At 40.0% G+C, this 14,757-nt stretch carries 7 protein-coding genes; 6 read left to right on the plus strand and 1 reads right to left on the minus strand.

Features of this window, described 5'->3' with window-relative positions:
• The first annotated feature begins 534 nt into the window (after positions 1–534).
• The 4 genes from AB6E08_RS00005 to AB6E08_RS00020 are packed head-to-tail and all read left to right on the plus strand — an operon-like array spanning position 535 to position 8,507.
• Positions 535–3,690, plus strand: coding sequence for a helicase-related protein (locus AB6E08_RS00005; RefSeq protein WP_372063556.1), 3,156 nt, complete (start codon positions 535–537; stop codon positions 3,688–3,690).
• On the plus strand, positions 3,683–5,479 hold the full coding sequence (drmB, locus tag AB6E08_RS00010; RefSeq protein ID WP_372063558.1) for a DrmB family protein: 1,797 nt from the start codon (positions 3,683–3,685) through the stop codon (positions 5,477–5,479). Before AB6E08_RS00005 ends, drmB begins: the two co-directional genes overlap by 8 nt.
• Positions 5,479–7,008 carry a DUF5710 domain-containing protein gene (locus AB6E08_RS00015; RefSeq protein WP_372063560.1) on the plus strand — a complete coding sequence of 510 codons (1,530 nt, stop codon included), beginning with the start codon at positions 5,479–5,481 and terminating at the stop codon, positions 7,006–7,008. Before drmB ends, AB6E08_RS00015 begins: the two co-directional genes overlap by 1 nt.
• On the plus strand, positions 7,008–8,507 hold the full coding sequence (locus tag AB6E08_RS00020) for a hypothetical protein (protein ID WP_372063562.1): 1,500 nt from the start codon (positions 7,008–7,010) through the stop codon (positions 8,505–8,507). The genes AB6E08_RS00015 and AB6E08_RS00020 overlap by 1 nt, the downstream gene beginning before the upstream one ends.
• Before the next feature lie 34 nt (positions 8,508–8,541).
• Here the strand turns inward: AB6E08_RS00020 and AB6E08_RS00025 are convergent, their stop codons facing one another.
• Complete coding sequence (locus AB6E08_RS00025) at positions 8,542–10,083, minus strand: DNA cytosine methyltransferase (RefSeq protein WP_372063564.1); 1,542 nt, start codon at positions 10,081–10,083, stop codon at positions 8,542–8,544.
• 279 nt (positions 10,084–10,362) lie between these two features.
• On the opposite strand from AB6E08_RS00025, the gene AB6E08_RS00030 reads away from it, so the two are divergent.
• Together AB6E08_RS00030 and AB6E08_RS00035 are read left to right on the plus strand one after the other, a co-directional pair.
• The gene (locus AB6E08_RS00030) at positions 10,363–13,467 is read left to right on the plus strand and encodes an SNF2-related protein (protein ID WP_372063566.1); all 3,105 of its coding nucleotides are present in this window, start codon (positions 10,363–10,365) and stop codon (positions 13,465–13,467) included.
• On the plus strand, positions 13,467–14,750 hold the full coding sequence (locus tag AB6E08_RS00035) for a hypothetical protein (RefSeq protein WP_372063568.1): 1,284 nt from the start codon (positions 13,467–13,469) through the stop codon (positions 14,748–14,750). The genes AB6E08_RS00030 and AB6E08_RS00035 overlap by 1 nt, the downstream gene beginning before the upstream one ends.
• The last annotated feature ends 7 nt before the right edge of the window (positions 14,751–14,757 follow it).

Below are 14,757 nucleotides of genomic sequence, written 5' to 3' on the forward strand. Positions count from 1 at the left end.
TTATCGCCCAAACTGGTTAAATTTTAACAGTGACAACTACCCTGCCAGATAGGGTCTATTCCCTTCAATACAGATGTAGATTTCTGTAGTTCATACTTTCTCATGTAATCTACTGTTGCATAGAGCTTTATCATCACAAACTATTCACCCTACTTTTAATCAGTAAAGTAACCTCTTTTCCCTCTTTTTTTATGTTTCTCAATTCTAAACAAGCGAGTATAAATATTGACTTGTTTTTGTTTGCTTGACCTTAAACCGCATATGGCTCGGTGATTGGTATAGTTAGCTAGTCACGATTTTCTCCCGAAAACAATAAGCGCTAGCGAAACAAAGTAAGCAAACGTAACTAGTTAGAGAATAGGAGAATTATGTTGGATGTAAGAGGTGCAAAAGTAATTTAACTAAGTTGACTTTAAGCTGTAAATTACAGTTTTATATAAAATAGTTTGAATATATTGTTTTGAATCGCATTTTAGGTCACTGAAGTCGGATAAAATTTTAAAGTAATACGACTCTAATTTAACAAGGAAAAAGATGTTACCTCAAGAATTTATCGAAGCGCGTGAGAGCTTACTTGAGTATGTGAAATCTCAACTCGTAGGTCCTGTTCACGGAGAGGAAGAGGAAATCAAAGATGCTCCTCATAAGCGATACCTTTCCGGAACTCTTTTTCCTCCAGCGGCATCCCGTGATGAGTCTGATGAATCTCAAGATGAGGAATCAACGACTGAAGCGCTGAGTAATGATTTTAAGCCTTCTTCAATGGCTATGTCATTTGCAGCTCAAAGTTCCACTGTACTCGAAGTGACTGTTTTTGCTGCAAACTACACTCGAGACCAGCAATCTACTTGGAAGCGCAAACCCTTAGATTTCACATTTACGTTAGATCTTAGAAATGGAAGTCGAGATTCAATTCCGATCTTTTGTGATAACGCTCGTATCGATGTTGCGATTAGACCGTATGTTACGGGTAAAATAGTGACAATCGCGCTATCTAACCAGACTAAATCTGGTGAAAAACTTGATCCCAAGGATTGCTTTTTTCAATGCCAAATTTCCGCCACGGTTTTAGAGGGAAAGTTCGCAGAATATCCAAGTAGCGATAGATTTAAACTTGATGATGAGCAAAAAGACCTAGCGCTTACCTATAGAAATCGAGTTCCGTGGGGAGTTGGGCATGGCGTGGCTGTATGTTGGAAAAATGCAGACTCGGAACGCGTTCCATACGAACTGCATACAGATGTAATGCCAAGTCATGAAGTTAAGGGTTTTACTACTGACTTAGATAAAGATAAGTTTCCAGAACTTACGGATGAAATGTTAAACATTCATCGAATAGCAAATGTTGAATCAGTTGGTGGTAAAGAGTTGTGTGAAAATTTTAGAACTCTAATCAATGCATATTCTCGTTGGGTCAGTGAGCTTGAAGATGAAGTTTTAGATACGCAATACAGCGAAGCCAAAACAAGAGTTCTTTCAAGGCTTAAGATAGCATCACAAAGAATGCTTTCTGGAATCCAGTTATTAGAAAGAGATCCAGCAGCGATGCATGCTTTTAGGATTGCTAATAAAGCTATGCTAATGCAGATGATCCACTCCAGTTCTGACTTTTCCGGTTCTGCGAAGAAAAGAGACTGGGGCTACCTAACTCCAGATTATTCTTCGGCTGATAAGGTTCGTGATTTTAATTGGCGACCGTTCCAATTAGCTTTCCAGTTACTTGTACTTGAGTCATTGATTCCTGACGATTCAGGCAAGTTTTCTGAATCACATGATGATGTAGACCTTTTATGGTTCCCAACTGGTGGCGGTAAAACAGAAGCTTACCTTGCAGTTGCTGCTTGGGAGATGATTTACCGCCGTCTAAAGTTTGGTTCTAAGGGGGGGGGCACTTCTGTGATAAAACGCTATACCTTGAGACTATTAACCTCACAGCAGTTTCAGCGTGCTGGTAGCTTAATTTGTGCTTTAGAAGTGCTTCGTCAGGAACAACAAGAATTACTGGGGGCGGAAAAATTTAGTCTAGGCCTGTGGGTTGGTTCCGCAAGTGCCCCTAATAGCTTTAAAGATGCACATGAATCTTTTAAGAAGCAGCGAGAAGCTGATGAGCCAGAGAATCCTTTTCAGTTACAAGTGTGCCCTTGGTGTGGTACATCAATATTTCCCAAAAGGCATTCAGAAAACATAACTGACTACGGTGTTAATTGTAATCCATATTCGAAGTTTGAGTTTACTTGTCCTTCACAGGCTTGCGAGTTTCATAACCATCTTCCAATTCAAGTAGTCGATGATGGGCTGTACGAAAGCCCACCAAGTTTACTAATTGGTACTATCGATAAATTTGCACGATTGACTTGGAAGGCTGAAGCTTCGGCATTTTTTGGTAAGAACGGTGTTCGGCCGCCAAGTCTGATTATTCAGGACGAGCTTCATCTTATTTCGGGCCCGCTGGGTACCATTGCCGGAATCTATGAAGCAGGCTTCGATAGTATTATTCAGAGCCTAGCTCACAAGCCTAAGGTTATAGCCGCGACGGCAACAATTCGTAGTGCTGGTCAGCAAGTGAATAGATTGTTTGGTCGAAACGTAGCTATTTTCCCACCGTCTGGTACTGATGAAGCAGATTCTTTTTTTTCTAAAGAGGACTGTGAAAACCCAGGGCGACTTTACGTCGGGGTAATGCCTGCGGGGCAAACTGGACAAACGGGGTTGGTGCAATTGGGAGCAGCGCTTTTGCAGTCGCCACAACAATTAGGTTTTGCGGATATCATATTGGATAGCTACTGGACCTTACCAATCTATCACAATTCAAGAAGAGAGCTTGGTAAAACAATGACGCTTGCACGAGATGATATTCCAGCTCGTATAGGGGTTATTGCCAATGAAGGTGCGGAACCAAGAGATATTCAATCTGTGGAAGAGCTCAGTGCCAATGTTAAAGGCCCTCGAATTCCAGAAATTCTAGCTAAGTTAGAAATAGAAAAGACATCTAGTGAGGAGGTCGTGGACGTACTCCCTTGTACAAATATGATTTCTGTAGGTGTGGATATCGGACGTTTAGGCATGATGCTTATCGCAGGTCAACCAAAAGCGACAGCTGAGTACATTCAAGCTTCAAGTAGAGTTGGACGTAAGAAATCTCGCCCGCCAGGTATCGTGTTTACACAATATTCAGCGACTAAGCCCAGAGATAGGTCGCATTATGAGTCTTTTAGAAGCTACCACCAAGCCTTATACCGTTATGTCGAGCCAACTAGCGTGACTCCTTGGGCGATGCCTGCCGTTGAAAGAGCTCTGCATGCATCTCTAATTGCTTTAGTTCGCATGAGTGGACACCTGAAAGATAATAAAAGTGCGAAATTTTTCGATAAAGAGTCCGATATATTTAAAAAGTTGAGATCTATCTTTGAGCAACGAATTGGAGACTCAATGCTTGGTATGGATGAATCAGAAAGGAATAAAGTGTTCGATTATTTAAGTGATGTGATTGATAAGTGGCATGAAAAAGCGACTTGTGGTGAGTCACCAATTAACCTTTATGAAGCTGGTGGTGCAGGGAAGCAATACAAAGCGTTATTTAAGCCGTTTGATGCAAATAACAGTAACAATGAGGCGTGGAACACACTCAATTCCATGCGAAGTGTTGATACCGAAACCCATATCCTAGTTCGTGGAGAATCGAATGTCTGACTCTAATCGTAGCTATCGTAGTTCGCAGCTAATAAGCCCCTTCGGACCAGGTTCGATTATTGATATTGGTGATGAATCACTAATTTTGATGGGTATTGATCATTGGCCGGTTAACCTTGACGAGATTAAGTTAGATCGCCTTACAAAAGAAGCTGGTGTTTGGGCCTTGAAGAAACCACCCATATTGAAAACTCGCTGGGAGAAAGTGCATAAGAACAATGCACTTATGACTCATAGATTTCCTGCTTGGATGTTTTGCCCAAGATGTAGACGTTTGAAACGTTGGACTCGCGAAGGAATGGTGAATGAAAAAGGTGCCCCAGCTTGTGATAATAGCGTATGTAAGGAGAAAACCTTAGTTCCAATGCGTTTCGTTGCTGCATGTAATCACGGACATCTGCAGGATGTACCATGGGATCGATGGGCTCATCAAAATCAAAAACACTCATGCCCGTTGCCAAAAGAACAATTGTATTTTTATTCAAATAGTAAAAAGGGCAGTGGCTTAGATGCACTAGAAATTCACTGTAAAAACTGTGGTGCAACGAACTCTCTTGGTAGCATCATGCATGAGGGAGCTTTGAACGTTCATTGTTCAGATAAACAGCCTTGGGAATACAACGAGGATTATAGTAGAAATTGTAAAGAGCCCTTAAGTGTTCTGCAAAGAGGTGCTAGTAATCTCTATTATCCAATTATTCGTTCAGCATTAGATATCCCTTATGACTCATCATCTAAAGGTAACCCAATCATTGCGGCAGTAAATGGCACTGAGGATTATCAAGACCTGTTGAGAGCTCTTGAAAGGGGTAGACTAAATCGTGCTAAAAGTTGTGCTGAAGACCTTTCTGATGATTTTGGCTTTTCTGTTGAAGAAATACTTCAAGCAGTTGAATCAGGTGGAGAGCCTAAACGCGAGTTCAAGATTCCAGATGATAAAGAGCTTCGGTTAGCTGAATGGGACGTGCTAAGCAATAGTAATATTGCTGAAAAGCAAAACGAAAACTTTGTAACACGTACAGCGCAATTCACAGACTCTGAGTCTTTTGGTTTTGAGGAATACATCAAGAAAGTCGTGCTAGTCGACAAGCTTAGGGAAGTTCGTGCTTTTTGTGGCTTTGAAAGAATCAAGCCTGACGACAACCCTGTCTTGATGAAATCAGCCGAAGGACAAAAAACATGGTTGCCAGCATGTGAGGTTTTTGGTGAAGGTATATTTATAGAGTTTGATCAAAGATCTCTTGAAAGCTGGGAATATCAATCGACTACGTTTGTTAAACCAAGAATTGATTCGGTAGAGAAGCGTTATGCGGGAGTGACGTCGACCTATTTACCTGAACCTACAGCTAAGTTTATTGCTCTTCACACTTTTGCACATTTGATTATTCGTCAACTGAGCTTCGAAAGTGGATATTCCAGCGGATCTCTTAGAGAACGAATATACGCAGATGAAGGGCAGTCGGGGATATTAATCTATACAGCTGATGGAGATTCCGAAGGAAGTTTAGGTGGCCTCGTACAGCAGGGAGAGCCAATTCGACTCTTCCCTGCGATTATTGCTGCCCTTGAAACTGCCAATTGGTGTTCAAATGATCCAGTATGCAGTGAACTAGAGGCTCAGGGGGTTATGGGGTTGAACAAAGCTGCATGTCATTCTTGTACCTTAGTATCTGAAACTAGTTGTGAGAATAATAACCTTCTTTTAGATCGTAAGCTCTTGATAGGTGATGAGAGCGAACAAGGGCTATTTAGTCTAATTATGAGAAAATTAAACGAGGTATTTAGCTAATGCGTATGCCCAATGCTCGTCAGATAAGCGAGGAGCAACAAGATGTTTTTGAAGATGCACCAATAATCGGTAATGTACTAGTGAGTGGTCCGCCTGGTACCGGAAAAACTGTAATTGCTTTTTTACGCGCTCAAGCTTTAGCTAAGAAAAAGACAGAGGTTACTGTTCTTATGTATAACCGCGTCTTGAGGCGTTATACCGAAAATGTAGCTAGAGAAATCGAAGGTAATGTTGTTTCAAAAACAATGCACAGTTGGCTGCCCGAATGGTGGCGAAAGCACAAAATCATACAAGAATCTGAAATTGACTTTATTGTTGAGCCGCCCAAACCGTCAAAGGTGTACTTGAACAGCCCCTTCTCAGATAAAGAGGAAGTAAAGTCTGTTGGTGGACGTTGGGATGGTAAGGTTAAAAAATGGTATGTATCCAGAGAAGCCTATGAATTAGAGCCTATGAAATTTATGAAGTGGCCTGAATTTGTTTCTCAAGAACAATCACCGAATGCCGATAAAATTTACCTTCAGTGTACCTTTGATGAAAAGGAACAGGTAAAAAGTGCAGGAGCTCGATATGATCCCGCCGAGAGAAAGTGGTGGGTAACTCAAGAGCAGGTAAATCAGACCCCGGAGAAGTTTCAGAAATGGATAGACCCAAGGTTTAATTTTGAGCCCCCTGAGCTAGACAGATGGATCTATGATTGGGAAACTATGTTGGATCAATATGCTGAGCTGGATGAAGAAGTTGTCATTGATTGGGGGCATTTGATCATTGATGAAGCGCAAGATTTCTCACCAGAAACGTTTAAATTTTTACGTGGGGCAGGGCGCTCTATGGAGTATGGTGGAATCACGATATTAGCAGATGAAAATCAACGCCTTCAGGAAGGCCATAATTCATCTCTTGAGGATATTCGACATAACTTAAAAATTAAGGCCGATCGAGAATTCCGCCTTACAAAAAACTTTCGAAATACTAAGCCTATAGCTGAATTGGCCAAGCACTTTTATACGGGGCTTTCGACAGGGGTTCCTGAATCACCGGATAAATCAGGCGGTTTACCTAAGTTCATTTCTGTTAAAGAACAGGAAACGCAAGTGGAATATATCCGCAACTACCTGCAATTTCGTGGAGCACAAGAAGTAGCCGTCATAGTTGATTCAGATGCAGATAGAGAGTTCTATCTAGATAAACTCTCTGAATTATTACCAACTTACCATGTTCAACATTACTCTAGTTCTAAGCCTCTAAGTAGTGAGGAACTAAAGTTTGATACACAAGGTGTTATAACTATTTTGAATAGAAGAAGTTGTAAAGGCCTTGAATTTGATACTGTTTTCGTTCCAGACTTACAAAATTTCTCATTTAATGACTCGGATCTAACTACTTTCAATATGAATATGTATGTAATGTGTTCTCGCGCAAGATCTGAGTTAGTATTGATGTATGTTAAAGAAGGGGTGTCACAAGCACCGGTGTTGAAGCACTTACCAAGTGCTAGTTCAGGATTGATGGAATATCGAGAATTATAATGACAACGAACAATTTGAAAACAGATTTTTCTTATCTAGTTATTCAACGAAAATTATTTACTCGTTTTGCTCTTCCGTATGAAGTTGTTTTGGATTCATGGTGCTGCACTTTTGATAGCGAAAGCCTACTCAGTGCAGAGGCAGCTCGCAAATTTACACATTCGGGGGCTTTTTCAGACGACTTAATCATTTTGGAACTGGGGCAAAATATACAAAAAAAACAAGCTTACTCATTTTCTGCTCTGGAGCGTGTCATCTTTAACTCAAATGATGCTCATGAACAGTTTCTAGAGAGAAGCTATGAAAATTTTGATGTAACCTCATTGAATTGTATGGTGCTAACTAAGCAAGCCTTTGATCAATCTTATGCGAATTTTCAAATAGAAAAGCCAGTAAATCCTACACAAAAATCAAATTTGGTTCTTAATGATGGTGTAATGGCATTAACCTTCGATAAGATTAAAGATGAAGCCACAACCGTTTCTGAACTAATAGATTTATTTGCGAAAGAACAAAGTCAGAAAGAGCTACTCCTTTCGTTATTTGATCCAAGCATACTTTTGAAAACTGACGAAGTAGAAATCCTATACGTTTTTATTAACTTATGCTTTGAAAATAGCTTAGATATGGGGTGGAATATTGAGTTTATTCTTAACACACTTCATGAACGAGTTAGCGAAGATACCAAACGAGAAGATAAATTTCAGGTCTGGGAAGTGAAAGCTAACGAGTTGTTTTCTGGTAGTGGTGAATTGACAATTCCACTTGATGACGATGGCTCAGCTATTTTGAGAGCAATTATTCTCGTATTGTTAAACCCTGAATTGAGTAACTTAATCGCGATCAAAGATAGTTTTGGAGACAGAATTGGTGACAAGGTCTTCCTCACAGCTAAAAAGCTGGTTCTTCTGAGAGCTGGGTACAGTTTATTAAATTACGAAGAACGAGCTGATTTGGGTGACGGACGCGCATTTGTTCAAGATCTTAATGCTGCTCTATACAATGACGAATTACCTAGTCTCATATCATTTGGTGACATTGTAAACCAACAAGAAGAGACTCAACTATTAAGCAATCAGGTTAACTTAGAAGATGAGTACACAAGCAAATTAAACATCTCTGATGTTTCGTTTGTCAAAGAACTAGGTGAGCGATTTCAAGGGGATAGAGTTTACTCTATTGAAGGAATCGTCCCGAATACAGGTTTTAAAGCTGAACTTATAGAAAAAAGCGACGGATTGCTTTACTTTTTGCTTATAGACTTACGCGGCGATGAGAAAAACTCAAAGTATAAAGGAAAAATTGGTATTGACTTACTACAAGTACAGTCAGCATTGCCAAATGATTTCCGATTTGAAGTAGATAGTTATGGTGTTTATCTGCGTTTGTCTGGAAGCATAAATACAGAGAGTGATTTATTACAAGCCCTCAAATATACATGCCATGAATTAGCCTTAGTCAAGGCTTTCAATTCTCGAAAGAGTACATTAATCAAATAGTGAAAATGGTCGGCGGGAGTTTTATCCCGCCGCACTATAACTCTAGAATATTCATAGCTAGCTTGGCTATATGATGTGCTAACAATGGTGGAACTGCATTCCCAACCTGTACATATTGTTGTGTTCTTGTTCCGACAAAAAAATAATTATCAGGGAATGTCTGGATTCGTGCTGCTTCCCTAACAGTTAGACTTCTGCATTGTTTCGGGTCTGGGTGTATGTAGTAATGGCCATCTTTTGATATATGGCTCGTTATAGTTGTCGCGGGCTTTCCTCTCAATTGAACTCTAAACCTATCAGCGAACTTACCCGAACTAAAACTTTTATGCGCTGGTATTAGTGAGTGCGGGAAGTCATGGCTTTTAGGACTGGCAAACTGGTTTTCTTTTTCGTAAGTTTTCCCCCAGCTACTGCAAAATAGATATCTAGCTAGATCACTATCAATGTGGCCGCGAGTTTCGTGGTTACAAATATGAGAACCGAGTTTTTTGTCGAAATACCATTCTGATAACGGGTTTTTATTTTTTGGATTGCGTTTACATCCAAACAATGAGCCTTGATCTAGTTTAGGTTCAAGGGCTTCAATTTCCCCTTTCATTGTTAAAACTACATTAGGGTGACTGACGTTAAGCTCTTTAAGAGCGATACGAGTTTCTTTCTGTATGGTTTTGATCCAATTCGAATTACTGTTTTCTGATTTTGATAGTCCGCTTCGTAATGGAGGCAAGTCACCGATAACGTCATGGACACTGACTTGTGAGTTAATTTCGTTTAAAAGAGAAAGGTTTGAGGTATCTATATCTTCCCTGATGCCTAGTAATATGACTCTGTGGCGACTCTGTGGAATTCCGAATTGCTCACTCTTTACCACGTAGTCTTGGGGACCAAGTGTAGATTGTTCCTCTTTTACTAGAGAATAAATGCGATATGAGTTGGCAGATCTGCCGTCAAGGGGGGCCTCTCCTGAAGAGACAGTTGGTGAGTGGAGGTCTGAAAAAATGTCTTTGTAAATAAACTGGCCGTTAATCTTGGCAGATAGCATGCCTTTTACATTTTCCATGACGAACATCTTCGGCTGGAACTTTGCAATAACTGACAAGTATTCCTTATATAGGAAGTTTCGATGATCTTTTGCCGGGTCGTAATCTTTGTTGCCTTTATTTCGAGCAACACCTACGGTTGAATATGCTTGGCAAGGAGGACCACCAATCAAAATACACTCATCGTTACCGATTTTAGTTTGAATTGCTTTGGTTATATCAGCGTTATCTTTCCCCAGCTCCAGGCATAATGCTTCCTCAGAGGCTGCTTTATACTGATCTGGGTATTGAAGATAGAGCTTTTCTTGTGGTGTTTTGCCAAGGCGTCCTTTCAAAAATTGATAGTACTCATTAGGTGCCTCATCAAACTGGCGAAAAAAAGCACGAAGAGTTAGAGTTTGGTGAGCGCTCGGTTCTTTTTCAATCGATGTTGCAATCTTGAATGGAGTTTGTCCGTTTTTATCTTTTACTGAAGTGAAACCTTCTCCAAGTCCGCCGGGGCCGGAAAATAGGTCAATAACTTTAACTTTATTCATAAAAAGGTCGATTGGATTACATTTTGCAAATGCTACCAGGAACTATCGAATCAACCAACATATAATTGGTTTTTTATGCCTAACTACCCGTTTTGATTTGGATCTGTTCGATAACTATATTTAGTTTTCAGTGTTCTTAACGTTGGACTGTCGTAAAATGGTAAGTGTGTTTAGACCATTTCTATATGGTTGTTAGGCAGTACCGAAGCAAATTTTGTCTTTAATGAGATTAAGATTGTAGTTTGGTTATTGAGTTGGGGAAACTAGGAGTTGTAGTTAATGTTTAACATTGGTGACCAGGTCAGGCTCATTCATGATCCCGCAAAGATAGGTGTAATTACACAAGTTTTACAGTCCAGAGGCGGAGTAAATCGTTACAAGTTCTTTTTTGCGGGGGCAGCTCAAACTAAAAGTGAAAGCGACCTAGAAGTAGTGGCAAGTAACACTTGGAATGACCTACTTCATAGTGGACGCTTTGGACGAATTGACGATCTACGTAGAAATCTTACGTATATTCATATCTCTGGCAAACTTGCCAACCTTGTGTACAGTATGGAAACCACAAACACTGATTTCTTTGCGTTCCAATACAAACCAGTACTATCTTTCCTTGAGGCCCCTTCAAAAGGTATTCTTATTGCTGATGAGGTCGGCTTAGGTAAAACAATTGAGGCGGGCTTGATCTGGACCGAATTAAGGGCAAGGATAGATGCTCGTCGATTGATGATTCTGTGTCCTGCTATGCTAAGAGAAAAATGGAAGCATGAGTTAATGTTTCGTTTTGGTATTGATGCTGATTTGATGAGTGCGGAAGATCTTCTTCATGATCTGAAGAGAGATAAAAAGCAAGTACCAACGGGTAAAGCGGTCATATGTAGTTACACTGGGTTAAGGCCTCCGAAGGGATTTACTCCAGGATTAGACTCAGCAGAAACTCCACGTCAAAAGCTGACGGAATTATTCTCAGATTCTGCTTCAAATGAGCCTTTATTCGATTTAATTATTATGGATGAAGCTCATTATATGCGTAATCCAGAAAGCTCGACCTCTAAGTTGGGTCATCTGCTCCGTGACGCAACAGAGCATGTTGTACTGTTATCAGCAACGCCAATTAATCTTGCTAATGAAGACTTGTTTCATCTTCTAGAGTTGGTTGACCCTGACACCTTCGACAATCGACATTATTTTCCGCAAGTACTCGAAGCAAATAAACCTCTCCTTGAAGCTCAAAATGCGGTTCGTAATCCTCATATTAGTTGGTTTGAAGCTAGAAGTATCTTAAAAAACGCACAGTTAAACCCCATTTTAAATCGTAGTTCCCAACTTTTAAGCATTATTGAGTTCGAACCCGAAGATGGGTTTTCTCATGAAGAGAGAGTTGAAGTGGCGAACCGAATTGAGCGAGTGAACCTCTTGAGTAAGGTTGTAACTCGAACAAGAAAAGCTGAGGTCCATGAATACCGTGTAGTTCGAGAACCTCTTGCTTTGGCGGTTCAGATGACGGATGCCGAAAAGGAATTTTATCAAGCAGTTACTGAAACTGTACGCCGTTACGCATCGCAGAAAAATGTGCATGAGGCATTTCTTTCTGCAATGCCTCAAAGGCAAGTTTCTAGCTGTATGGTTGCAGCTTACTCCGCCTGGAATCGTAGAGTAAGAAAAGCTGAATCAAGTATGTTTGACACCTCTATCGAAGAGTCTATTGGTATTGATATTGAGTCAAAGAATCAGCTGTCTCCTTTGATGTCTGAAATTGGTGCTAGATTGTTACCAGAAATAGATATAGATAATCTCAGAGAAAACGACAGTAAGTTTAATGCACTCATTGATTTTTTAAAAAGCTGGTATAGCACTCACCCCGAAGATCAAGTCGTGCTGTTTTCATATTTTAGAGAAACTCTTCATTACCTTAATTCGCGCTTATTCGAAGAGGGCATTAATGCGCAGGTATTAATGGGGGGGATGAAAGAGACTAAGCAGGAAATTATAGATGGTTTCAAAGCTAATAAAGAGTGTCGTATCCTTCTATCTTCAGAGGTAGCAAGTGAAGGTGTAGACTTGCAGTTTTGCCGAGTGTTGATTAATTATGATTTGCCTTGGAACCCAATGCGAATAGAACAACGGATAGGTCGTATTGATAGATATGGTCAAAAATCAGAAAAGATACACATCATCAACTTTTGCTACGCCGATACCATAGATCAAAGGATTTACGATCGCTTGTTTGAACGTCTAGGCATATTTAAAGCTGCTCTCGGTGATATGGATGCGATCTTAGGTGAAAAGATTGAAAATTTAACGTCTTCTCTAATTAGAGAGGAGTTAACAGCACAACAGGAGCAAGACCGCATAGAGCAGACTCGTCTTGCAATCGAAAAAGTAAAAAGTGAGAACGCCCGACTTGAAGAACAGGCATCGAGCTTGATTGCTCACAGTGGCTATATTCTTTCTCAAGTAAAAGCTGCTCATCAGTTTAGACAGAATATAAATGAACAAGATTTGTTCTATTTTGTAAAGAGCTTTTTAGATAAATATGGCTCTGGACATTTATTCCAACAAGTCCTGAGCGAAGGTTTGACGTTTGACGTTAGGTTACCTTCAGATCTTGCAGCAAAGTTTGCTGAATTTGTGAGAAAACATAGCTTAAGTAATTTATCTCAATTGCAAACAGGTGTTGTTCGTAGGTGTCTGTTTTCCAATAAGGTGACGCGAAATAGTAATGCCCAAACAGAGGTATTATCACAATTTCACCCATTGGTCCGTTTCTTCGCACAAGAATTGGCTACTAACAGTGGAGACCAACACCCTCTAGTAGGAGCTAGAATAGAAAGTGGAGAGGTCGAAATTCCTGAAGGTGACTATATTTTAGTCGTAAAAAAAGGAGAATTTAGCGGAATAAGAGTCGAAGAGAAGCTATTTTCACGCGGACTTAAATTGGGAGATGAAGTCGAACTCCTGTCCGAACAAGACTCTTACAACCTGTTGAATGCGACTCGGGTTTTAGGAGGTGATTGGCAAGACGTTCATTTGGAATACGATGCCGACGTTCTAGAAGAAGCTTTTGAGGTGGTATCTGACTATGTTGAGCAAGATTATCAGGATGAGGTTGATCGACGTTACAATGAGAATGCAGACCGAATTCAATTTCAAATATCTTCAGCCAAGAAAAACAAGGAGCGTCAGTTAGAGGGGAGATTTAGTGCGCTCACAAAATTGAGTATGAGAGATGACAAAAAATCTGCTTCTCTTGTTGCCGCGACCAAAGCGCAAATTCGAAATATCGAAAGCCGATTTGATGTGCAAATAGAGCAGTTATCAGCTAAACAAGAACTACTTCATGACAATATCGAAGTATGTTTCATTGCCATTAGGATAGGTGAGTAATGAAAGGCTTAGATAAACTTAAAGGTAAGCTTAAAAAAGCACTTCCCCGAAAAACTCATCAATCTAGTACAGTTGATAAACAGCCTTTAGGTCAACCTCGCATACTCAAGCCCAAGGCGTCTTCTCGTACCACTTCTTCTACTAGATCCCGAACTCAGTTTATTATCGGGCTAGATTTTGGAACTTCTTATACAAAAGTCGCAGTCAGTGGCTTTGAAAATAAATATACAGTTCAATTGTTACCTAATACGCATATTCTTCCGACTCGATTTTTTATTGATAGTGTGGGTAATTGCACTTTAGAACAAAGTGATGCAGTGGATAAGATTGAAGTATCCAAACTAAAATTGATAGAGAATAAAGCTCGAACTCGAGACCTTGCAATAATGGCTGCATATTGTGCTTTAGTTCTTAAAAGTGCACGCTGTTGGATGCTAAGCAAAGAGAGCCGTCGACTCGTAAACTATGAAATTGATTGGCTGTTGAACGTTGGCTTGCCCACGGAAAGTTCACAGAATTCTAGACTGACTACTCTTTATAGAAAGATAATTAAAAGTGCTTGGAAGTTCTCGAATATTAATGATGGTTTTAGCCTTAGAGAACTGGAAAGTTACTTGAGTTTTGGTGATGTTCCTGACAAATTGTCAAGTCATGAGTTCAGTGATCTACATGAAGATTGTTTATCATTGTTTCCTGAATTTGTCGGTCAAATTCAGTCTTATATTCGCTCACCTCAAAGACAAAATTTTGCCCACCTTCTAATTGATGTAGGTGGCGGTACGGTCGATGTAGCTGTGTTTCGCGTTGTTGAAAATGAAGGGGAGTACTCTTATCCAATTTACGGTAAAAGCGTTAGGACTATAGGGGCAGAAGTTCTCAATAAAAAACGAGAATCTATGGGAGTTAAGGCTGCGGATAAATGGATGGAAGGTGAGTTCAAAGCACTAATTGGAGACGTAATAACTAATATTCCTTCGGGCTCATATGTCGAAGATATACATTGTATTTTCATTGGAGGTGGTGCTAGCTTGCCTCTATACAAAAAGGCTCTTGATGACTTTAAAGATAAACAGAAGAGTTATTATCCTTTACGAATAACTGGTCTTAATCAACCTTATGAAATGGTTGATACTAAGTTAAGTGAACGAGATTTTCATAGGGTATCTGTAGCTTACGGCCTTACTTTTGAACCAGATGATTTAGGGTTTTTAGAGTTAGGTGTAGTTGAAAAAAAAACTTCATATAAAAAATCAGAAAACTCATACCTCTTAGACGCATCGTAGTAGAAAA

The organism is Vibrio sp. 10N.247.310.24, assembly GCF_041467175.1.
Taxonomy (GTDB): Bacteria; Pseudomonadota; Gammaproteobacteria; order Enterobacterales; family Vibrionaceae; genus Vibrio; species Vibrio tasmaniensis_A.

Excerpts from the sequence above, each read along its gene's own strand:
- AB6E08_RS00005 (WP_372063556.1), top strand. The coding sequence starts at position 535 with ATGTTACCTCAAGAATTTATCGAAGCGCGTGAGAGCTTACTTGAGTAT.
- drmB (WP_372063558.1), top strand. The coding sequence starts at position 3,683 with ATGTCTGACTCTAATCGTAGCTATCGTAGTTCGCAGCTAATAAGCCCC.
- AB6E08_RS00015 (WP_372063560.1), top strand. The coding sequence starts at position 5,479 with ATGCGTATGCCCAATGCTCGTCAGATAAGCGAGGAGCAACAAGATGTT.
- AB6E08_RS00020 (WP_372063562.1), top strand. The coding sequence starts at position 7,008 with ATGACAACGAACAATTTGAAAACAGATTTTTCTTATCTAGTTATTCAA.
- AB6E08_RS00025 (WP_372063564.1), bottom strand. The coding sequence starts at position 10,083 with ATGAATAAAGTTAAAGTTATTGACCTATTTTCCGGCCCCGGCGGACTT.
- AB6E08_RS00030 (WP_372063566.1), top strand. The coding sequence starts at position 10,363 with ATGTTTAACATTGGTGACCAGGTCAGGCTCATTCATGATCCCGCAAAG.
- AB6E08_RS00035 (WP_372063568.1), top strand. The coding sequence starts at position 13,467 with ATGAAAGGCTTAGATAAACTTAAAGGTAAGCTTAAAAAAGCACTTCCC.